A 20,540-nucleotide genomic window follows, 5' to 3' on the forward strand; every position below is an offset into this window, starting at 1 on the left:
TGACCCAGGCACCCGTGAACCACCAAGCCAACGCTCAACTCAGCGACTCGCGGGTCAACTCGCGGGGTCTCCGGATCGGCGTCGTCGGGATCGATGGCGGGTGGTCGACCCACCAATTGCTAGACGCGGTCGAGGCTCGGACGGGCTACCGGCACCTGATCGAGATGCAGGACGTCGCCCTGCAGCTCGACGCGGATCGTCCGCGCCCGCGCCTGGACCACAACGGCTTCGATCTGTGTGAGCTCGACGCGGTGATCGTCAAGAAGATCGCCCCCGCGTACTCACCCGACGCGCTCGATCGGGTCGAGCTCTTGCGCATGCTCGAGGGCGCGGGCGTGCGGGTGTTCTCGCGGCCGCTGGCCATGCGCGGGCTGATCGACCGGCTGTCGTGCACGGTCCAGCTGCAGCTGGGCCAGATCCCGATGCCCGCAACGACGATCACAGAGAGCGTGGACGAGGCGGTCGCCGCGATCACCCGCTACGGGGCCGCGGTCGCCAAGCCGCTGTACACGTCCAAGGCCCGCGGCATGCTGGTGCTGCGCGCCGAAGCGGCGCCGCAGACCAACCTGCGCGCCCAGGTGCAGTCGTTCGCGCGCGACAACCCGGTCATGTATCTGCAGCAGCTGATCGACATGCCCGGTCGCGATCTGGGCGTGGTGTTCCTCGGCGGCGAGTACCTGGCCACCTATGCGCGGGTCAGCGGGGGCTCGTGGACCACATCCACGAGCAAGGGCGGCAAGTATCAGCCCCACGAACCCAGCGAAGCGATCATCGACCTCGCGCGACGGGCCCAGGGGTTGTTCGATCTCGACTTCACCTGCGTCGACGTGGTCGAGACCCCAGCCGGACCCATGGTGTTCGAGGTCTCGGCGTTCGGTGGATTTCGCGGCCTGCTCAACGCCTGTGACATCGACGCGGCGGGGCGCTACGTCGACTACGCGCTGCGCTGCCTGCAAGACAACGACCACGGATCCGACGGTGAAGCATGACGAAGTCCCCGGAGCCAGACAATCATCAGGTCGTGAAGATCGCCGACAGCGTCGCCTACCTGCGCGAGGCATACCCTGCCACCGGCGGGATCGGCTGGGACTTCGACGGGTTTCGGGTCTGGGTCGAGAGCAACGAAGCATCGCTGTTGGACACGCTCGCCGCGTACTTCACCGACTTTACGCAGCTCGGCGCCGCCAGCTTCGAGGCCGCTCGGGCCGAAGGCGAGATCACCCTGATCTCCGCGATCCAGGCCGAGCCGACCGATCTAGGTGGGCTTCGGACCATGACGATCGGCGAGTACAAGCCGGGCGTACGCGGCCCGAAAGAGGCGTTCTTCGACGTCGCCGATGGCCGCGTGATCCACAAGCTGCGGACCGGCATGTGGTTCATGTTCAGCTGTGAGCAGCACCTGGCGATCGGGCCGTGCACGGACAACCCCAACCAGATCGTCAACTTCATCAACAACCGGATGATCCAGTGGTCGCTGCACCGCGCCGCGCTGCTGGGTCACGCGTCGGCGGTGTGTCATCAGTCCAGTGACGATCCGCTGCCCAACACCATCGCCATTGCGGGGCGCTCGGGCATGGGCAAGTCGACGTTGGCCCTGCACCTCATGAAGGATCCCCGGCTGGACTTCTTGAGCAACGATCGCGTGATGATCTGCCCCGCCAACGCGCGCGGCCAGGTCGAGATCGAGGGGGTGCCCAAGCACCCGCGCATCAACCCCGGCACGATCCTCACCAACCCCAAGCTCAGCGGGGTGCTCGACGACGCCGAGCGTGCCCAGTTCGAGGCGCTTCCAGTCGATGATCTGTGGGATCTCGAGCACAAGTTCGACGGGCTGATCGGCGCTTGCTTCCCCGAGCAGCAGTTCGTGCTGCGCGGGCGCCTGGTCGGGTTGGTGCTGCTCAATTGGACCCGCGACGGCGGCCCGTGCGTCGCCAAGCGCATCGCGCTGCGCCAGCGCAGCGAGCTGCTGCCCGCGCTCATGAAGGCCCCCGGGTTGTTCTACCTGCCGTCCCGAACCCAGGCGGCGAGCCGCGACGTCGGGCGCTACCTCGAGTACCTCGACGGCGTCGAGGTGCTCGAGCTCTCGGGCGGCATCGACTTCGAGGCGGGGCGGCAGGCGGCGATGCAGCTGCTGATGTCCTCGGCGAAGTCCTGAGCCGCCCGGCGCTGCATCATCCCGGCGCGGTGGCCCCCGCAGGATTTTGCCCGGCCCGAACCTGGCGCCGGCAGACGCTTCGTTTGGAGCCTAGAGCCGCGGCACTAGGTTGGACTTGAAAGGAGCGAGTCCATCATGAATCTGATGCCATGGCGTCAACAGAGTGTCCCCAGCAATGTCACGAGTCTCCAGCAGGAGATCAACCGGATGTTCGAGGACTTCTTCAGCCCGGTCCAGCGCTTCGGCGACACCGGGATCATGCCCGCGATCGACATCAAAGAAGACGAGAAGTACCTCACGGTGACCGCCGAGCTGCCGGGGGTCGAGCGCAAGGATGTGCAGATCAGCGTGCATGACAATGTCTTGACCCTCAAGGGTGAGAAACACTCGGAGAAAAAGGAGGAAAAGGGCGACTATCACTTCGTCGAGCGCAAGTTCGGCAGCTTCTCGCGCAGCGTGTTGCTGCCGAGCGAGGTCGACAGCGACCACGCCGAAGCGACGATGAAGGATGGCGTGCTGACCCTGCGGCTGCCGACCAAACGGGGCCCAGGCGCCAAGACCATCAACATCAAGTAGCGCTTGGTGAGCTGCTACCGCTGACGACGGCCGACGCACGCTGCGTTCGGTCGTCGCTTTGTAGTGTGCAGGGTCCCTGGCGCAGTGATAGCTTGGCCGCGTGCAGCGCCTTGGCGTCTACGGATTCAGCGTCGCCGTCGCCTTGGCGATGGTCTCGCCGGTGCTGCGCCGCCCGCCCGTCGACAGCTTCCCGCTCTCGACCTACCCGATGTTCTCGACGGCTCGCCCGCCGATCTCGCAGATTCACACCTTGCTTGGCGTGACGGCCTCGGGTGAACGCGAGGTCCTGAGCCCCACGCTGATCAGCGGAGATCCGTGGGCGATCCTCGCGCTCGAGACCGTGCTCGCCGCCAAGCGCGGCGGACCCAAGCGGCGCCGCGAGCTGTGCGAGGCCGTCGCCGCGCGGGTCGCCGCCGACGACTCCCGCGCGGACGCGCTCGAGCAGATCGTGTTCGTGACCGAGACCTACGACGCGCCCGCCTACTTCTTCGGCGAGACCTCCCCACAATCCACCAAAGTCCACGCGACATGCCCGGTCCCGCCGCGCTGACGCGCTGGGCCGCCGGGGTGGACGCCTGGTGGCGTGCGCCCGCCCCCGCGCTGCGGCTCGCGTGGGTCCGTGTGATCGTGGGCCTGTACTGCCTGGTCTTGCTGGTGGCCCGGATCCCCTCGTTCACCCGCCTCGCGCGCTTCGATCCAGCCCGGTTCCAGGGCGTTGGCGTGGTCTCGCTGCTCGACGCCCCGCTTCCGCTCGCGGCGAGCTTTGCCGTGCTCGCGCTCGCGCAGGTCAGCGCCGTGGCCTTCGCTTGTGGGTGGCGCTACCGCGTCACCGCCCCCGTGTTCGCGCTCGCGCTGTTGTGGGTCACGAGCTACCGCAATTCGTGGGGCCACATGTCGCACGCGGAGCACCTCGCGGTCATCCACGTGCTGGTGCTGAGCGTGGTCCCGGCCGCCGACGCGCTCTCGCTGGACGCCCGCGCCGGCCGAACCCACGCGCGCGACCCCAGCTGCTACGGCTGGCCGCTGCGGCTGCTGATGCTGACCGTTGCGATCAGCTACATGCTCGCTGGCTACGCCAAGCTCAGCAACGGCGGCTGGGCGTGGGCCAGCGGCGACGCGATCCGCAACCAGATCGCCAACGACACGCTCCGCAAGCTCCGGCTTGGCGCCTGGCCTTCACCGCTGTCCCCTGCCCTGCTCCGCCAGCCATGGCTGTTCGGCGGCTTCGCGGCGGGGACCTTGGCGATCGAGCTTGGCGCGTTCGTGGCCTTGGCTGACCGCAAGCTCCGCGTCGCTTGGATCCTCGCCGCGTGGCTCATGCACCTGGGCATCTTCGCCGCCATGGGCATCGCCTTCCCCTACCCGATCTCCGGCGTCGCGTTCGCGAGCTTCCTCCCGCTCGAGCGCGCCCACGCCCACGTCGAGGCCCGGATCAAAGCCCGGCACGCGCGCCGCTCGAGCCCCGATTCCATGCCATCATCCCGGCAAGGATGACCGGCGAACAGCAGATCATCATCCACGTCGGCTTGCACAAGACCGGCACCACCTTCTTGCAAGAGCGCGTGTTCCCGGCGCTGCCGGACGTCCGCTTCGTCCACCCGCTGCACTACGCCCAGCCCAGCGACGGCCCGATCGAGCGGTTCTTGCTCGAGCTGATGTTCCGCAACGCCGCGTGCATCGACGTCGCGCGCCACCGCGAGCGGATCAACGCCTGGCTCGCGCAGCTGCACGAGCGGACCGTGTTGATCAGCTCCGAAGCGATCGTTGGCTGGCCGATCGAGAACCACAGCAACCTGTCGATCAACGCAGAGTACCTCGCGCGGGTGTTTCCCACCGCCAAGATCTGGCTGGTCGTGCGCCGCCAGGATCGCTGGGTCGAGTCTGCGTATGCGCAGCTGCTCAAGGCCGGGTTCTCGACCTCGATCGAGCGCTACTTGAATTACCGAGACGGCCGCTTCGATCGCTACAATGTGGGCCTCTACAACGGTCCAAACGTCGACGCGCGCGACCTGAACTGGGACGCCTTCGATCGCCACTACCGCGAGCGCTTCGGCCCCGACGCGGTGCTGACCTCGCCCTTCGAGCTGTTCACCCAAGACAGCGCCGCGTTCCTGCGCCGGTTCTACGCGTTTGCCGGCATCGACGCGGATCGCAGCGTGTTCCCAGACACCCGCGAGCGCGTCAACGAGCGCTGGTCCCCGCTCACGGCCGGGGTTGCGAAGCTCGTCAACAAGGTGCCGATGCCGGTCAAGCGGGCGATCCGTGATCGCTTGGGGAGCGAGTGGCATCCCTCGGCCGTGCTCGCGCGCACGCTGCCAGCTTCGCTGCTGGCGGGTCGCACCCGCGCGTTGACGCCCGCGCTCGGGGCTGCGCTGCTCGAGCTGCATCGCGCGAACAACGAAGCGCTTGGGCGCCGGATTGGGCTCGATCTGAGCGCCTACGGCTATTGAGCCGTTTCACACATGACCTACGGCTCCGATCGCCCGCGAGCTATGCGAGACTCCGCCAATGCGCTGCTTGGCTGGTCGTCCCACGGGATCATGTTCGACAATCACGCTGACCCTGGCGCTCGCGCTGGCCGGCCTCGGCTGCGGTGACACGACCGCGCCACAAGACAGCACCAGCGAGACCGGCGACGGCGACGGCGATCCGGGCGACGGCGACGGCGACGGAGATCCGGGCGACGGCGACGGCGACCCGGGCGACGGCGATGGCGACTTTCCCGGCACGCCCCCCGAAGACTTCTGTCCTGGGGGCCCCTCCGGTGCGTGCGACGAGGTTGATGGCGCCCCCTTGCGGGTCGGCTCCGCGGTGCTCGACGCGGTCCCTGCCTGCTTCGAGAGCTGGACCGACGTCGCACAAAACGGCGACTTCGACGAGGGCGAGGACGACTTCCTCGACTGCGGCTGCGATCGCCTGTGCCCGATGGATCCGGGCTACGTCGGCCCCGACGAGGGCGAGAACGACGGTGTGTTTCAGGCCATCTACATGGCCGGCTTCCAGAACAACCGGCCGGCCAGCGGGATCCGGGGCGCCGAGCTGGGCCTGGTCGGCGAAGGCGACGGGATCTGGTGCCGCGCGGTCGTGCTCGAGCAGGGCAACACCCGGGTCGCCATCGTCACGCTCGACACGATCGGCTACTTCTACGACGAGGTCGTGGCGATCCGCGAGACCTTGGCTGCCCAGCAGATCGACTGGCTGGTGGTCCACTCGATCCACAACCACGAGGGCCCGGACACGATGGGGCTGTGGGGCGAAGGGCCGTTCACCGGCGGCTTCGATCCCGACTACCGCGCGCAGCTACGCACGACCGTCGCCGCCGCGGTCACCGACGCGGTCGCGGATCTCGAAGACGTCGCCACGCTGACCGTGGGTCGCGGTGACGCCTCGACCGCGCACCAGGGCGACCCTGGCAAGGGCATCCGCAACGTCAGCAACGACACCCGTGATCCCTTCGTGGTCGACGAGGCCGTCGACGTGCTCAACTTCAAGAACGCGCAAGGCGAGTCGATCGTCACCCTGGTCAACTTCGCCAGCCACCCCGAGTCGCTCGCCGACGAGAACTCGCTGCTCACGGCCGACTACGTCCACGCCGTGCGCAAGACCATCGAGCAGGGCTCACAGTGGAACACCGCGCCGGACCAAGCGGGCCTTGGCGGCGACGCGATCTTCATCAGCGGTGCTCTGGGCGGCATGATGACCCCGCTGCGAATCTCCACGACCACGCCCGACGGCGACACCTGGGACACCGGCGACTACGAGAAGGCCGACGCGATCGGGCAGCTGATCGGCGAGATCGCAATCAACGCGATCGCAGACGGCGAAGTGATCGAGAACCCTCGGCTCGAGTTTGCCAGCCAGACCTTCCTGGTCGAGGTCATCAACGACGGCTTCAAGCTGCTGTTCATGCAGGGCATCTTCGACCGCGAGGTCATCGAGCAGAACGACAAGCTCCACGTGCGCACGCAGATGGGCGTGATCGAGCTGGGCCCGGTCCGCATGCTGACCCTGCCCGGCGAGCTGCTGCCCGAGCTCGCGGTCGGCGGCTACGACGGCTCGCAGATGTTCACGACCGAGGTCGAGCTGATCGACCCGATGAACACCAACCCGCCGGACCTCGACGCCGCCCCCGAGGGCCCCTACCTCAAGCAGCGCATGGCCTCGAGCTACACCTGGCTGATCGGCCTTGGCAACGACGAGCTCGGCTACATCCTGCCGGAGTACGACTTCCAGCTTGGCGATCTGCCGTACCTGACCGAGGCCGAGGGCGACCACTACGAAGAGACCAACTCGATCGGGCCGCACATGGCGGGGCTCGTGAACGCGCAGGGCGACGCGCTGATCGAGTTCATTGATTGGCTGTGAGCTAATACTGCACAAGCGTCATGGTTGACGCGATCGAGGATGTCAGGAGCTACGGGAGGGAGGGCGCCAAGAAACTCAAGTCAGGCCACCACTGGCGTATCGCCCCAATCGGTGGCGAACATGAAGAGCGCGACATTCTCCGAGTCCAAGGAGACTACGTTGCGATGGTCAAGCAGGATATGGAGTACCGGCGGGACGAGCACCCAGGCCAACTTCAGCGAATCCTGGAGGTCATGGCGGAGACCGAGGGGGGCCAGAAGGTCTTGTTGGGGTCGACCCCGGCCGCGAGTGGCTTCAACCAGGCTCTCGTCGAGGTCCTCGGAGAGGATGAAGCCAAGCAGCTGAAGGCCGAAGTCAAGGGGAAGGTCATCGACCCCTACGACGGGCTAAAAGGCAACGAGAAGGCGTTCAAGCTGCGGATGCGTAGGCGCGGGCATTACCTATAGTTTGACTCCTGCGTTGTGATGAAGGGGAACGAGATGCCTGGCGCCTCGAACTCCCATACCCCTATCGAGCCAGGGCCCCCTGCGGGGTGCATTTGTCCCCAGCAGGTTGGTCCTCGCTCGTCGGAGACGTCGGCGCACAACCATTGGCGACCGAGCTGCAGCCCACGCAGGCCTGGAAGCCCAACGCGCCAGGGGGGGTCGTCGCACTCTCGCGTCTGGTCGTAGTGCTCCGTGCGCGGGCCCCAGCACACGAGCTCGCGCGCGGCACCGCGATCTTCGATCGCGCAGAAGAACCCCTCGCCCGCCTCGAGCTCGACCGCGTCGGCGATCCCAGGGATCTTGATGATGTCACCGCGAGGCTGCTTCTCAGGGACATCACAGCGAAGCGAGTCGCCGGTACACGAGATGCTGCCGTCACGGTGACGCGCGCACACGGCAGGCGAAGGCGCGAGCTCGACCGCAACCTCGATGACGTCGTCAAACCCCGATAGGGGCTCCGGCGTGGGCCATGAAGCGGCCTCGTCACCGTCGAGGTTCGGGGTCTCACCCCAGCACGCGACCTCCCCATTCGAGTGAACCACGCAGGCGGTGCTCTTGCCGGCGGCGAGATCGGTCGCGTCGTCGATTCCTTGGACTCGGGTCGGCGTGAGTGTGGCGCGGGCGCGACCGTCACCGAGCTGCCCGTCCTGACCATGAACACCCCAGCAGTGGACCTGACCGGCACGCCCCCGTGCGCACGCGAAGCCATGGCCGAGGCCGAGCTCGACGACATCGCCGAGGCCGCGAACCGGGCCTGCGCGCAGCTCCCGGTAGCTCGATCGCCTCACGCACATCAAGCTATCGTCTGCTCGCCGCACGCACAGCTCATTGCCGAATCGTTCGAAGCCAACGGCGTCGTCGACAGGCGGTTGGTAGACGTTGGGCGTGACCGAGTCCGAGCAGGTCACTTGCCCCAGAGACATCACGCAGATCGTGTGGGCGTTGGCGATGAGGTCCTCCCCGCGCAGCTCACTGACCTCGATCTTGGCCCGGCGCTTGTTGACGCAGCGCAGCTCACCGCCCTCGTGGATGACGCAGAGCCCGTCTTCGTACCGGGAGATCGCCCTCGCCGGGCTGAGATAGGGGACGCGACGCACGCGATCGTCTTCCCAGTTCATGCACGACACCGTCCCGTCGAGCGCTGCGAGCACGCAGGCGCCACCGTAAAAGGTCTCGACCCTGTGAGCCGGCCCCGCGCCCGCGAGCTTGCGGATCTTGCCGCTGATCTCACACTCGACGCTGCCCGTGGCCAATATTGCGCAGCTGCCCTGGAGATCGACTGCGTTCGTGATCCCCGTTGCTTTGACCACCCACGTCCCGGCTTGTCGACGTACCGAGTGCACGACACCAGCTTCATCGAGGACGAGGAACTGGAATTGGGGAGCTCCGCTCAGCTCGACCGCGAACTCGATGGCGTCGATGCGCTCGGGCCTGGGTGGGACGTCACGCTCGAAGCAGTAGAGCTTCTGGGCCCCGGTCCGTACGCAGCCCATGCGATTGCTGACAGCGAGCTCCACGATGTCGCCAACGCCGTCGACGACCGTCCACTCCTCAGGCAGCTCGGCGTCCCTGGGGGGAAACCACGCGAGCCGCCCGGCCTCGTCAACGACGTACTGCGCTGTATGGTCCAGGCTCGTGTAGACCGTGCGGGCGTACGGCGGCGGCGAGTGGTACCAGAACGTGGTCTCGCGCAGCTGCATGTGGCCAAAGCAATGGACCTCACCTGCGCCCGTCAACGCGCACCGACGGTGGCCGTAGCCTTCGAGCTGTACGATATCCGTGAGTCCGAGGACCGCACGGGGAACCCTGGCCAGGACCCCGGGGACCATACCGCCGAGGCTGCCGTCGCGCTCGACGCCCCAGCACACCAGCCGCCCATCATCGCGCGCCCAACATGCGTCCACGTCACCCATGGCGAGGGTCTCGACGCCACGGATAGGCGCGGGCGCCGGTTCGGGCTCGGGCTCGGTGAGAATCCGAGCGGCCTGTGGAACCCCTCCTTCGGCGTTGGTGGTGCATCCGAGCCCGAGCAGACCGACAAGGAGGGCCGCACTGAGGGGGGCGGTTGTGGGACACTGGACCATGGCGAGGGCGCGGCGCTCTCGGTCTCGATGACGTCGACGCGCTCGAGCGTGATGTCGTGGACAAAGTAACACGGCCTGAGTGCCTGCGAGCGCGGGCGGCTAGGTAGTTCAAACGGGTGATCGTCCCGCTTGTCGGCGAGCTCGCGGGCGATGACGAGTTGCACGCTCAGTAGAGGTCGATGGGGGGCGGTTCACCCAGCCACGGGGAGATGTTGTTGGTGTGGCCGTAGCCGCACTGGCCGGCGTTGTTGCGACCCCAGCAGCGCAAGGTACCGTCCTCGAACACGGCGACGTTGTGGTAGTCGCCCGAGACGAGATCGACTGCGGGGCCGGGCAGGGCCGCGATCGACGGCGGCATCTCGCCGGGGTCGTCGCCCTGAGGGCTGATCGCCGAGATTGATGCCGAGATTACGCAGCTGAGCCGGTTCCTCAGCGAGCACCCCAACACGAAGCAGACGATTCGCGTCTATCCGGGATCGACGCACTCCTATCGTCCACATTCGACCAAGCCAGGGACGTGGTGCAGGCACTCACAGGAGTCGATCTGCGTGAACCCGGCCGCAGTCAAGGCTCTGCAGCGGCGCATGGAGGCAACGGGCGTCACCGCACCATCGACCGAGCGACTCGCACTCGTTCTTTACGAGTCAAACATCGACCCGGCGATCTTCAATGATATCGACGACAAATGGCTCGCGCGCTTGGCCAACGAGAGGGTATTGCCAAGCGTCGAGCGGCTCTCAGCCCTGAGCTCGACGGGTCGGGTCGAGGGGCTGGGAGAGTGGATGTCGTTCATGGCCAAGAAAGACAGTGACGCAGACGTCACCCGGACGGTCGCCGAACTACGCGAGGCCGAGCGTCTGCTCGGTGAGTACCCGGGGGACACAATCAGCGTTGGTGGGGACAAGCGAGCGCCTCCGAACCCCGACAACCAGGCGGAGACGCTCGCGAGCTTTGACATCGGGATCAAATCTCCAGATGGTAAAATCCTGCGCAGCGTCGACGTCACGCACGCGGACAAGCCGGTCAAGCACATCTCACAACTTCGCCCTGGCGTGGCTCACGCCGCCAAGAAGGTCAAGAAGCGAGATGCGGCGGGTGAGCCGATCCCCGGCAAGCGCGACGCGATCATCCGAATGGAGCTGAAGCCGTTCCGAACTGAGAAGGAAAAGGGAATTGAAGAGCTGAAGGCGGATGGTACATACATGCGGGCCACCCGCGAGACGCCCCCTCGGGAGCTCGAGAACACCAACATCTACGACAAGTTTACCGATGATCTCAACGGCAGGCCCGAAGAAAGCAACGTGCTCGACCGCGTCACCTTGGTTGATCAAAACACCGGCGAAGGGTTGGCGGTCTACGATCGAGACGGAACGACCTGGACCCGCACGAAGTGAGCCATGAGCGACACCTACATCCATGAGTTCCCAGGCATCCAACGACAGTTTTTGTTTGTCCCGCCCGAGGACGCGAGCGAGATTGACATCGCCGAGGCCGCCACCGAGGGCATTTTTGCCCTGGCCCAGGGGCTGTTCGAGCCGGTCGCACTCGAGCTCGAACTCGCGGTCTGTGAGCGCGAGACCTTCGTTGTACGTAAACACCAGGGCCTGTCGGGGCGTTGGCTGTTGGTCCGCGAGCGACTGCCGGCCAACGTTGACACCGTCGACAACCCAGCCCGCTTCGTCACGGTCACGTGCGAGGCTCTCACGGCTTCCGCCACGAACGAGTTCGTGGCGGCCGCGGTCGCCCAGCAGGTCGACGAGCCTGGGCTTATGGTGACCTGGCAGACGATGACGCTGCTCACCAGCTGCGCGAAACTACCTCTCGACATCGTCGGAGAGACGATCGCGGTCACGCATGGCGCGGGGACAGTCACGCATCCGGTCGAGCGGCGCAACGGTGAGGGCTGGGTCTACGGTCCGCTCGGAACCAGCACGTTGGTCGCACCGATCGACCTGATGGTTCTCAACGACCTCGGTGAGCTGACGCTGACCATGTCCATACACTGGTCGCTGTGGAGTCAGCCGAGTGCGCGGGGACATGCCCAGGTGGTCCACTCCGTCGAGCGCTTGCTCGCCCGAGGGTGGACGGAAGAGCATTGACGCGAGCCCCCAAGCCGGCGGAAAGGACATCCGATAGGGGGTCGGGGGTGGGGTGAACGTCGCGCCGCTCATTCTCGGCGTGTGGATCGGCAGGCGAAGTGGGCTCGGGTGGGGTCGGGTGGCGAGACGCCGGTCGTCGGTGTCGTCCATGTTTGCGTCGTCGCCTCCTCGTTGCCCTCCCACACGAAGCCGTCACCGCACACCGCGGGCGCACACGAGGCTGGACAGTCGTCGGTGTCGATGTCGTTGCCGTCGTCGCACATCTCGACGTCGAGCTGCACAAACCCGTCGCCACACGAAGCCGCGAGGCAGGTGTCGAGGCAGTCGTCGGTGTTGTCGGCGTTTGCGTCGTCGCAGGCCTCGCCGACCTGCACGACGCCGTCGCCACAGCTCGCCATCACGCAGCTGTTTGTTGCACGCGTCGTCGTCGACCATGTTGCCGTCGTCGCAGCCCTCGACGCCCTCTTGCAGGTAGCCGTCGCCACAGCTGGCGCTGACGCAGGTGTCGAGGCAGGCGTCGGTGTTGTCGCCGTTGCCGTCGTCGCACGCCTCACCGGGGTCGACGTTGCCGTCGCCGCAGAACCCAGGATCACCGTCGCCATCGCCATCGCCATCGCCATCGCCATCGCCGTCACCATCGCCGTCACCGTCGCCGTCGCCGGGGTCGCCGTCGCCATCGCCATCGCCATCGCCATCGCCATCACCGGTCTCGGACCCGGTCATGCCCGACGCCGACGTGGTGGTTGCGTCGTCGTTGCACCCCACGGCTGCGAGGCCCACAAGCGAAGTCAATACAGTGGTACGTAGCAAAGTCTGGTTGTTCACGGACACGACTTTACTCTCGGCGTCATCGCTACTCAACGTATTCCAACCTGCACTGCCCCCATTTAATGGTGGCGTGCGATTGTGCGCACCCGGGGAACGTGGGAGTGTCGAGCGCAGGTGAGCATTGGTGCCCACAGGTGTGATCTCCCCGAATGCAAACTGCCCGCGGGACAATGTACCGAGCGTATTGTGAGTTGTTTTGGGGGTATCGGCAATCGCGCCATTGACCGCTCGAGCGATCTCGAGCATGCCCAGCGCGTCGAGCTTGCGCTGGCGCCGGCTCGCGCGTGTGCAATGTGGGCTCGGGCACGAGCGCGAAGCTCGTCTGCGCGCCGCAGCACTGAGCTGGCGCGCTTCGTTCTAACAATCACGTGGTGCGGGAGGCCCAGGCCCAGGCCAAACAGCGACGACGCGGCGCCGGGGAGCATGACGCCGATGGTCACCCGCGCCGCGCCGATTTGGGGGGCACACACGCCAGCCACAGCGTGTGTGCATTGCTCATGAATAATCGTTGTGACTGGAGCGAACTCAGCCTTGGAGCCCGTACACGAACGCTTGCAAGAATACGTCCGGGCAGTCGCCGCCGCCGGGGCCCACATCGCAGTCCCCCACCGAGCACGCGCCGTCGACGAACTCGATCTCGCACCACTCGCCTTCCCAGCTGCTGTTGTTGTTCTCGTCGATGACCTCGATCTCCCGCTCGTAGACGCCCTTGCCGTCGCCGGCGTAGTCGATCTGCCACGCGTAGACGGCCCAGCCCCCGTTCCCGTCGTTGACCTGGAACTCGCGGTACAGGCTGCCGTTGAGCTTCAGGTTCCACTCTCCGTTGAGGGACTCGTCCAGGAGCGGGCTCTGGCGCTGGAAGCGGCCCTCGTGGACGCCTGCCACCTCCCAGCCAGATTCATCGTAGCCCCACCGAAAGGGGGCGAAGTCGGGCGAGGGGGCGATGTCGATGGAGTAGTCCTCGGCGGAGGGGGCGAGCGTTGGGAGCGAGCCCGTGCTCGTCGCGAGCTCACCGCCCCACATGCGCAAGTAATCCTTGGTGAAGCCGAAGGTCTCGTCGTCGAACGTCCCGCTGAGGCTGTAGTCGACGCCGTCGCGCGTGGTGACAGTATCCAGCGTGCAGCCGTCGCGAACGAGCGACACGCTCTCCACGGTCTCGACCGCGAGCACATCCGTGGTCGTGCGGGTGAAGGTGGAGTTCTCGCCCCCGGTGTCCGTGAGCACCGCGTTGCCGCTCACGGTCGTCGTGACTCGCCAGTGATCGGGGTGGTAGCTGACCGTCCACTCGAAGTCGCCGCTGTCCCGATCGTAGCTCCCGATGATCCGGGTCATCAGGATGCCGTCGGGGTCGTAGTCGAAGGTGCACGAGTCCTCGGTGCACTCCCCCTGCGTCAGATGATAGGAGAGCTCCGCCGGGTGATACAGCCAGTCGCCACACGACAGCGACAGCTCGGGGACAGGGACGGCCTCCGGGCTGACACCCGGCGCGGGCGCGTTGATGTCACCGTGATCCACCGGATCCACTGGCTCGTCATGGAGGAGGAACTCGGCCTCTCCGCTAAACTCCGGCGAGCAGGCTAGCAGGAATGTGAATGGAGCCACGAGGGTGAGCGCGTATTTGTGCATCGTTCCATGTGTACCTTAAACCACGCAAAGTTGCAGCAGAAGTGTCGCAATTACTAATGATCTGTTCTTCGATGTGGTCGCAGGTGTTGAGGTCCTCGTCGGGCACGTTGGCGCAGGTGTGGCCGCCGAACACGGCGACGGGCCGGTCCGCGCTGATCCGCGAGCCGCTCAGCGCCTGCACGTTCACCCCAAACAGCGGGTCCTCGTCGGGCACGCTGACCTGGCGCAGGCGCTCGAGCGACCGGGCTTTTTGTTCGGGGGTCATCGCGCCGGCGAAGTCCTGAATACCGAGCTCGCGGGCGACGGCCGCGACCGCTGCCGGGTGATCGCCGCTGCGAATCGCAACCCGCAGGCCGAGCGCGCGCAGGCGCTCGATCGCCGCGTGGGCGTCGGGGCGGATCGTGTCGGCGAGGGCCAGCAGCGCGACCGGCCGGTGATCGATCTCGACCAGCACCGGGGTGTCGCCGCGCTCGAACGCCTGGTTGAGCGCGGCGCCAAATCGGTCTTGGTGGTCGATCCAGCTCAGGCTGCCGATCCGCAGGTGACGCCCCGTGAAGGCCGTGCCGGCCTGCGGCTCGAATGTCGCGACGCGACCCCGGCCGACGCGGACCTCGATCGTGGCAGCGCCGATCTCGACGCCCAGCTCAGCCTGGGCCGACGCCCAGCGGCGCAGCGACTGCGCGACCGGGTGACCGCTGCCGTGCTCACTGCGGCGAGGTACTAGGAGCCTAGCAAGACGTCGGAGAAGTTGTAGCGACCGTGCCGCGCAGCACGTGCATGAGCTTCGCGGTGCCTGGTCGCTCGGCCAGCGTCCGCCGCACCGTCGCGCAGAGCGAGACCTCCCCGCCGATGTCGGCCTCGAGCACGCGCACGAGCCCGTCATCAGCCAGTCCAAAGGGATCGAGATCTGCGTCGGGCAGCAGCGCGAGCCAGCGATGGGCGATGACCTGGGCGCGCAAGTGGTGGGCGTCGTTGGTCACCAGGCGGGGACGTAGGTCGAGGTGGCCACCGTCGCGCAGCGGCCAGGACCGACCGTCGACCCCTGGCCCCGTCCAGGCGGCCAGGGGATGCTCGGCGAGCTCGGCCGCGGTCCGCGGGGCGCTGCGGCGATCGAGGTACCCGCGGGACGCGAGGATCACGAGCGGCACGGACACGAGCTCGTGACTGACCCAAGCAGGATCCTCGCGCCACGCCCCAAAGTGAACCACGAAGTCTGCGTCGTCGAGGGTGAGGTCATGGGGGTTGGCGCGCACGCTGAGCTCGAGGGCGAGCTCGGGTGCCGCCGATTCGTGCAGCAGCAGCACCATGGTCAGGGCCGCGGGCGGCAGGCCCGGCGGCAACACGATCCGCAGCGGCTCACTGGAACCTCGACCGATGTCTCGCGCCGCGGCCATGAGCGCCGCGCCCTCGGCCAGCAGCGTACGCCCGCGCTCGGTCAAGATCCGGCCCGCCGGAGTCAGCGTCACTCCGCGGGCGCCTCGCTCGACGAGCGCCACGCCCACGCGCGCCTCGAGGGTGTCGACGCGGCGCCTCAGCGTACCGCGCGGGACGCCGAGCTGCGTCGAGGCCCCGAGGAACGACCCGGTCTCGACCACAGCCAGGAAAGCGCGCAGCTCTTCGAGATCCATAGGGCGAAGGATCGCACGGTTGGTCGTTCGGCGGCCAGGAGGTGATCGTATCCGGCCAGCTCGGGACCCACGCGGGTGAGAGCCTGTGCACGCATGAAACGTCTCGTCTCCGTATTGCTCCCCATCCATGTGCTCCTCATGCTCGCTGGCTGTAACCGCGACTCCAAGCCGGCCCAGGACGGATCAGTCGAGCTGATCTCGACAGCGAACGCGGCACCACCGCCAAGCGTCGAGCTCGATCCCAGCGTCGGCGGCGAGCCCGGCCCAGTCTATGAGGCCTACCTCAACCCGATGCAGGAGCCGGCCGAGGAGTCCGATGCCCCCAAGGCCGCCCCAGCGATGTTTCGCTCGAGCACGCCGTCGAAAACCCGAGCTCAGCGCGTCGCCGACGGCCACCGCGGTCACGGCAAGGTCCGGTTCAGCAAAGATCTCAGCCGCGCCTGGGTCGACGTCAAGATCGAGGGCGTCGCCGTCGACACCATCAACATGTTCCACATCCACTGCGGCAAGCCTGGGGTCCTCGGTCCGATCCTCGTCGACTTCTCCCTGCTGAGCGAGAGCATCCAGGCGAACTTCGTCGATGACGGGGTGTTCTCGGTCGAGGTCACCAACGAGGTCATCACCGCGACGGCGGAGCACGGCCACGGAGCGCTCGCCGCGTTCACTGCTGGGTGCCTCGTTGGCAGCGCCTCGCTCGAGGTCGACAAGCCGACCAAGGTCTCGACGGTGGCCGGCATGGCCGCGATCGCGGCCGAGGGCGAGCTCTACTTCAATCTCCACACCACGGGGCAGACCTTCTACGGCGACCTCCGCGGCCAGATCCTGCCGCCTGACTGAGCTCGCGGCCACACCAACAACGAGCTCGCTGCATGCGCGGGCCCGCAGCGGCGCCAGCCGCCGCGCGAGCCGGGGCGTCCACCCCCACGGCTGGACCCGCGCCAGGGCCCCGAGGCCCGGCGCGTCGATCGTTGGCGCGTCGAGGTCGGCGACGACGATCTCCGGCAGCGTCACCCCGGCCCGGCGCAGCGCGGTCAAGAACGCCTCCCGCGGCCGCCGCCGGACCAGGACCACGTCATCGGGGCGCGCGAACAACAAGGGCAAGGTCTCGGCGGAAAGGACATCCGATAGGGGGTCGGGGGTGGGGTGAACCTCGCGCCGCTCATTTCGCCGTGTTGATCGGCAGGCGAAGTGGGCTCGGGTGGGGTCGGTTGGCGAACAGGCCCCCAACTTCACCCCGTTCGGCGCGGTCTCGCGCCGGCTTCACGACACCGTACGCACCAACGGTCTCGACCTCACCATTCGCCACGACGGCGTAGGCCAGGCCCGGCACCCCGGAGCCCGGCATCTCGCGATCAATGAAATCATCGATCGGTTCCGTGGGCACTGCCGCTTGCAGGATCGTATAAAAAGCCCGCAGCGAGTGGACCGATGCGGGCTTTAGAATTTGGCGTCATTCGCCCTGTGGGAATGAGGCGTTTTTACTTACCGGTCTCGCTCAGGACCTTGACCAGTTCATGAAGGTCTTTCACGATATAATCCGGCTTGTTTGCGAGGGGGTAGAGCGACTTTCCGGGTCGGGTGACGAAAGCGGTTTGCAGGCCAACGTTATCGGCTCCGGCGATGTCCCAGCCGTGGGCGGCGATCATCATGGCGTCTTTGGCATCGATGCCGAGATCGGCTAACACCATCTTGTAGGGCTCCGGATGCGGTTTGTATGTTTTGGTCGACTCGACGGTGTAGCTCTTCTCAAACAGGTCGGTCAGGCCGGCATTTTTGAACTGGGTGGCGACACCCGTTGGCGAGGAGTTGGTGAGACTGACAATCGTGTACCCCTGTTTCTTCAGAGCCTTGAGGCCCTCGACCACATCAGCGTGTGGTGGCAGGGAGCGCAGTGGGGTGACGATGGATTTTTTGGCCTCTTCGTAGGTCAGCTTGATGCCCTGGGTATCCGCCACCATCATCAGCGCGGCGGTGCCGATTTCGCCGAAGCTGTGGTAGCTGCCACTCGCGGTCTCCACCAATGAGTAGTGCAGCATGGTCGAGAACCACAGCGGCAGCAGGTCCTCACGACCGCCAAGTGCCTTGCCGACTGATTTTTTCAACGGGGCGAGATCCAGCAGGGTTTCGTTGACGTCGAAGATCAGGACTTTGGGTTTGGACATGGTTTTGTGAGGTTGACTCTGCGGAGCTCCTCGAGCGTTCGTAACGGTGAGCAGGACGACGGCGACGGCCGTGATGAGCAGCAGAACGCTGCGTAGTTTTGATTTGTGCTTCATAGTAGAGAGAGTGTGTTCATTCGGAGAAATCGGCGAGCACGATGTTCTCGGCGAAGCTTTGGTAGGCAGATTCAAACTGCTTGGCCATGACGTCAGGAAACACGTGGAACTCCTCTGCTTCCAGTGCGGTGACGATGGCCTCGGAGACACTCGAGGGAGCATCGGTCTGTTCAAATCCGGCGCCAGCAGCCATTTCGGTATCAATCGGTCCCGGGTGCACGCTGACGACGGCCACGCCTTTTTTGCCCAGCTTTTCCCTCAGCCCCTGGGTCAGGGAATAGGACGCCGCCTTGGAGGCAGAGTAGGTGGAGAGATCGGCGAAGTTCTTGATCGATGCCACCGAGTTCAGCTGCACCAGGGCTCCTTGATTTCCCTCGAGGATACCGGCGAATGATTGGGCGACACGGAGCAGGCCATAGACGTTGATATCAAATTCATAGGCAAGCGACGCCTCAGCCTTTTCATCAAGCGGAGAAGAAACGGCCAGGACACCAGCGTTGTTCACCACCACATCGACGTCTTGAGCTTGCTCCGCGAGCCGTTTGATCGACGCAGCATCCGCCAGATCGGCCTCGAGGGTGACCACTTGATCTCCGTATTGCTTCTCCAACTCAGCGGTCGATTCCGGATTCCTCACCGCGAGGTACACTTTCTTGGCGCCGTGGTTGAGGAATGATTTCACGATGGCTTTTCCGATGCCGCGATTGGCACCGGTGACGAGGGCCACTTTGTTTTTGATTTCAATACTCATGTTTTTGTCGGGCTTGTGTGCTGGTTGATCTCAGAATGTCGCCTGGCTTGTTCTCGAGTGTAGTGGGCAGCTCGTCACTTTCTGGTGTTTTGCGTGTGTTTCATATGGAGAACGGACACAAGTAGACCGGTCGTCTATTCATCGGTAAAAAGGGGGGCGGCTCAGGAGGCGGTGCTTAAACGCTGGCGGATGATCTCGATGGCGCGGCGCATGGGAGCGACATCACGATTCAACACGGTGCGCTGTTGTGATCCGGACCAGAGGTCCATGATGAAATCGGCTTCCGAGGCGGTATCGAAGCCGGCGGGCAGATCTCCCTGGCTGACGGCGAGATCTAGAGTTTGTTGGAAAATGAAAATCGTGTCCTTGAACCCTTTCGAGAGAGCTTCGCGCATGGCGTCACTGAGGCTGGAGACCTCGGCGGCGAGTTTTTGCATCAAACAGGGGCATTTGCAGCCTGATTTTTCAATCTCCTCCATCACTGAAGTGAACATGGCAATCAGGCGGTCTGTTGCAGCGAGTTCCACCTCTGATTCTAATAATATCTTGCGGCGTTGGGCGTTGGAGGTCTTCGAGTAGTGTTTCAACATCTCGACCCCAAACTGCTCCTTCGAGTCAAAGTAATGGTAAAACGACCCCTTCGGCACCTTCACCGCAGTCAGAATCTGATTCAGCCCGACCGAGCCGAAGCTTCGCTCCAGCATGATCTGTTCCGCAGCATCAAGGATGCGTTCTTTGGTGGCTGGCTCACTCATTTGGTTACTTTCCGAGCGGAGATTAGACCAGTCGTCTAGCAAGTCAAGGGGGGCTTCGAGAATTTGGGTTGGCCAGTGGCCTGGACGAGGTCGTACGGGAGAGACCGGCGAGAGCTGTCGGCGCGGTCTCAGACCTGGTGGATGACGGCGGGGCCCGCGCCTAGCGATGGGTCACAGAGCAGGCCTGTGCCGTCGTGACATCGGCACAGCGTGGCAGGTGGTCAACTTCGGCGAGCGCCTCGTTGGGTTTGGCGACCTCCCGCACGCGATGCACGAGCTTGCGGGTCCGCTGCCCCGGTGCATCTCCCAACAGCTGCCGGTCCGCGACCGAGGCTCCGTAGCATGACGCCAGGGCCGGCTGCTCCTGCGCGAGGAGCTCGGGCGCGTCCTCGCAACCGAGCTCGTCGAGTGAGCGGCCGTGACGTTCGAGCACACGGCCGAGTCGCTCGTGGGTCCACCTCGCAACTTCGGTGACCTCTTCGCTGGTGGGGGCGCCGAGCGAGTGGAAGCGCAGCTCGCCCTCGTCGTCCCTCACGTACACGCCATCGAGCACGAGGCAATGAAAGTGCACGTTGAGTCGCAGCGAGGAGTCGCCGCGCTGGATGAAGGTGACGGCACCGAACAGCGCATCCTCGACCGAGTCCAGGCCGAGCCGTGCCTTCGCGCGCCGCCGAAGCGAGCGGCGCAACGACACGATGAACGCGTCGAGTACGTCGGCACACAGCTTTCGGTCCTAGCCCATCGCGTAGCGCAGCCGCCACGGCAGCGAGCACACCCACTGCCGAACCGGGACCTCCGGGAACACCTCGTCGACGAGGTGGGCCGCGACATCAGCCATGCGCCGGCCCGCGCAAGATGGGCAGAATCCTCGCTTCTTGCACGAGAACGCCACGGCCAGCGACTCGCCACATT

General features: G+C 65.7%; 23 protein-coding genes and 1 pseudogene. 11 read left to right on the forward strand and 13 right to left on the reverse strand.

Annotated features, from left to right (window positions below; genetic code table 11):
* The first annotated feature begins 14 nt into the window (after positions 1-14).
* The 8 genes from DB30_RS27705 to DB30_RS27740 all read left to right on the forward strand — a co-directional run bounded on the left by DB30_RS27705 (position 15) and on the right by DB30_RS27740 (position 7,542).
* On the forward strand, positions 15-989 hold the full coding sequence (locus tag DB30_RS27705) for a GAK system ATP-grasp enzyme (protein ID WP_052554436.1): 975 nt from the start codon (positions 15-17) through the stop codon (positions 987-989).
* Positions 986-2,155 carry an HprK-related kinase B gene (locus DB30_RS27710; protein ID WP_052554438.1) on the forward strand — a complete coding sequence of 390 codons (1,170 nt, stop codon included), beginning with the start codon at positions 986-988 and terminating at the stop codon, positions 2,153-2,155. The genes DB30_RS27705 and DB30_RS27710 overlap by 4 nt, the downstream gene beginning before the upstream one ends.
* 135 nt (positions 2,156-2,290) lie before the next feature.
* Positions 2,291-2,731, forward strand: a complete 441-nt coding sequence (locus tag DB30_RS27715; RefSeq protein ID WP_146660898.1) for an Hsp20/alpha crystallin family protein — start codon at positions 2,291-2,293, stop codon at positions 2,729-2,731.
* 100 nt (positions 2,732-2,831) lie between these two features.
* Positions 2,832-3,281, forward strand: coding sequence for a hypothetical protein (locus DB30_RS27720; protein ID WP_052554448.1), 450 nt, complete (start codon positions 2,832-2,834; stop codon positions 3,279-3,281).
* Positions 3,260-4,225, forward strand: a complete 966-nt coding sequence (locus tag DB30_RS27725) for an HTTM domain-containing protein (RefSeq protein ID WP_052554454.1) — start codon at positions 3,260-3,262, stop codon at positions 4,223-4,225. Before DB30_RS27720 ends, DB30_RS27725 begins: the two co-directional genes overlap by 22 nt.
* The gene (locus DB30_RS27730; RefSeq protein WP_052554456.1) at positions 4,222-5,181 is read left to right on the forward strand and encodes a sulfotransferase; all 960 of its coding nucleotides are present in this window, start codon (positions 4,222-4,224) and stop codon (positions 5,179-5,181) included. The genes DB30_RS27725 and DB30_RS27730 overlap by 4 nt, the downstream gene beginning before the upstream one ends.
* A gap of 58 nt (positions 5,182-5,239) precedes the next feature.
* The gene (locus DB30_RS27735) at positions 5,240-7,096 is read left to right on the forward strand and encodes a hypothetical protein (protein ID WP_052554458.1); all 1,857 of its coding nucleotides are present in this window, start codon (positions 5,240-5,242) and stop codon (positions 7,094-7,096) included.
* A 20-nt stretch (positions 7,097-7,116) separates the two neighbouring features.
* The gene (locus DB30_RS27740) at positions 7,117-7,542 is read left to right on the forward strand and encodes a hypothetical protein (protein WP_052554461.1); all 426 of its coding nucleotides are present in this window, start codon (positions 7,117-7,119) and stop codon (positions 7,540-7,542) included.
* Here DB30_RS27740 and DB30_RS27745 read toward each other — a convergent pair.
* Positions 7,533-9,494: an RCC1 domain-containing protein gene (locus DB30_RS27745; RefSeq protein WP_165703980.1), complete on the reverse strand. Its 1,962-nt coding sequence runs from the start codon at positions 9,492-9,494 to the stop codon at positions 7,533-7,535. The genes DB30_RS27740 and DB30_RS27745 overlap by 10 nt on opposite strands.
* A gap of 337 nt (positions 9,495-9,831) precedes the next feature.
* Positions 9,832-10,113, reverse strand: coding sequence for an RCC1 domain-containing protein (locus DB30_RS27750; RefSeq protein WP_052554467.1), 282 nt, complete (start codon positions 10,111-10,113; stop codon positions 9,832-9,834).
* Positions 10,114-10,213: 100 nt separating this feature from the next.
* On the opposite strand from DB30_RS27750, the gene DB30_RS27755 reads away from it, so the two are divergent.
* Positions 10,214-11,059 carry a hypothetical protein gene (locus DB30_RS27755; protein WP_052554469.1) on the forward strand — a complete coding sequence of 282 codons (846 nt, stop codon included), beginning with the start codon at positions 10,214-10,216 and terminating at the stop codon, positions 11,057-11,059.
* Between the two features lie 3 nt (positions 11,060-11,062).
* Positions 11,063-11,764: a hypothetical protein gene (locus DB30_RS27760; RefSeq protein ID WP_052554471.1), complete on the forward strand. Its 702-nt coding sequence runs from the start codon at positions 11,063-11,065 to the stop codon at positions 11,762-11,764.
* Between the two features lie 68 nt (positions 11,765-11,832).
* On the opposite strand, the gene DB30_RS43195 is transcribed toward DB30_RS27760, so the two are convergent.
* The 5 genes and pseudogenes from DB30_RS43195 to DB30_RS27790 all read right to left on the reverse strand — a co-directional run bounded on the left by DB30_RS43195 (position 11,833) and on the right by DB30_RS27790 (position 15,846).
* Entirely contained in the window at positions 11,833-12,162 is a 330-nt protein-coding gene (locus tag DB30_RS43195; RefSeq protein WP_052554473.1) for a DUF4215 domain-containing protein, read from the reverse strand.
* A gap of 19 nt (positions 12,163-12,181) precedes the next feature.
* Positions 12,182-12,838: pseudogene (locus DB30_RS43200) on the reverse strand (hypothetical protein); the annotation flags it as partial.
* A gap of 279 nt (positions 12,839-13,117) precedes the next feature.
* Positions 13,118-14,218 (reverse strand): hypothetical protein, encoded by a 1,101-nt coding sequence (locus DB30_RS27775; protein WP_052554477.1) that lies wholly within the window; start codon positions 14,216-14,218, stop codon positions 13,118-13,120.
* Positions 14,151-14,891 (reverse strand): HAD family hydrolase, encoded by a 741-nt coding sequence (locus DB30_RS42520; protein ID WP_240480346.1) that lies wholly within the window; start codon positions 14,889-14,891, stop codon positions 14,151-14,153. The genes DB30_RS27775 and DB30_RS42520 overlap by 68 nt, the downstream gene beginning before the upstream one ends.
* A gap of 55 nt (positions 14,892-14,946) precedes the next feature.
* Complete coding sequence (locus DB30_RS27790) at positions 14,947-15,846, reverse strand: LysR family transcriptional regulator (protein WP_052554481.1); 900 nt, start codon at positions 15,844-15,846, stop codon at positions 14,947-14,949.
* Positions 15,847-15,939: 93 nt separating this feature from the next.
* Between DB30_RS27790 and DB30_RS27795 the strand changes: the two genes are divergently transcribed.
* Positions 15,940-16,683 carry a CHRD domain-containing protein gene (locus tag DB30_RS27795; RefSeq protein WP_146660912.1) on the forward strand — a complete coding sequence of 248 codons (744 nt, stop codon included), beginning with the start codon at positions 15,940-15,942 and terminating at the stop codon, positions 16,681-16,683.
* Between the two features lie 322 nt (positions 16,684-17,005).
* Here the strand turns inward: DB30_RS27795 and DB30_RS27800 are convergent, their stop codons facing one another.
* The 6 genes from DB30_RS27800 to DB30_RS43205 form a co-directional block, all read right to left on the reverse strand.
* Entirely contained in the window at positions 17,006-17,230 is a 225-nt protein-coding gene (locus DB30_RS27800; protein ID WP_052554486.1) for a hypothetical protein, read from the reverse strand.
* Between the two features lie 94 nt (positions 17,231-17,324).
* On the reverse strand, positions 17,325-18,122 hold the full coding sequence (locus DB30_RS27805) for a haloacid dehalogenase type II (protein WP_052554488.1): 798 nt from the start codon (positions 18,120-18,122) through the stop codon (positions 17,325-17,327).
* Between the two features lie 16 nt (positions 18,123-18,138).
* Positions 18,139-18,873, reverse strand: coding sequence for an SDR family oxidoreductase (locus DB30_RS27810; RefSeq protein WP_052554490.1), 735 nt, complete (start codon positions 18,871-18,873; stop codon positions 18,139-18,141).
* 161 nt (positions 18,874-19,034) lie between these two features.
* Positions 19,035-19,628, reverse strand: a complete 594-nt coding sequence (locus DB30_RS27815; RefSeq protein ID WP_052554492.1) for a TetR/AcrR family transcriptional regulator — start codon at positions 19,626-19,628, stop codon at positions 19,035-19,037.
* Between the two features lie 160 nt (positions 19,629-19,788).
* Positions 19,789-20,322: a transposase gene (locus DB30_RS27820; RefSeq protein ID WP_052554494.1), complete on the reverse strand. Its 534-nt coding sequence runs from the start codon at positions 20,320-20,322 to the stop codon at positions 19,789-19,791.
* A 39-nt stretch (positions 20,323-20,361) separates the two neighbouring features.
* Complete coding sequence (locus DB30_RS43205) at positions 20,362-20,526, reverse strand: transposase zinc-binding domain-containing protein (RefSeq protein ID WP_420870680.1); 165 nt, start codon at positions 20,524-20,526, stop codon at positions 20,362-20,364.
* Positions 20,527-20,540 lie beyond the last annotated feature (14 nt).

Source organism: Enhygromyxa salina (assembly GCF_000737335.2).
GTDB classification, from domain to species: Bacteria; Myxococcota_A; Polyangia; order Nannocystales; family Nannocystaceae; genus Plesiocystis; species Plesiocystis salina_C.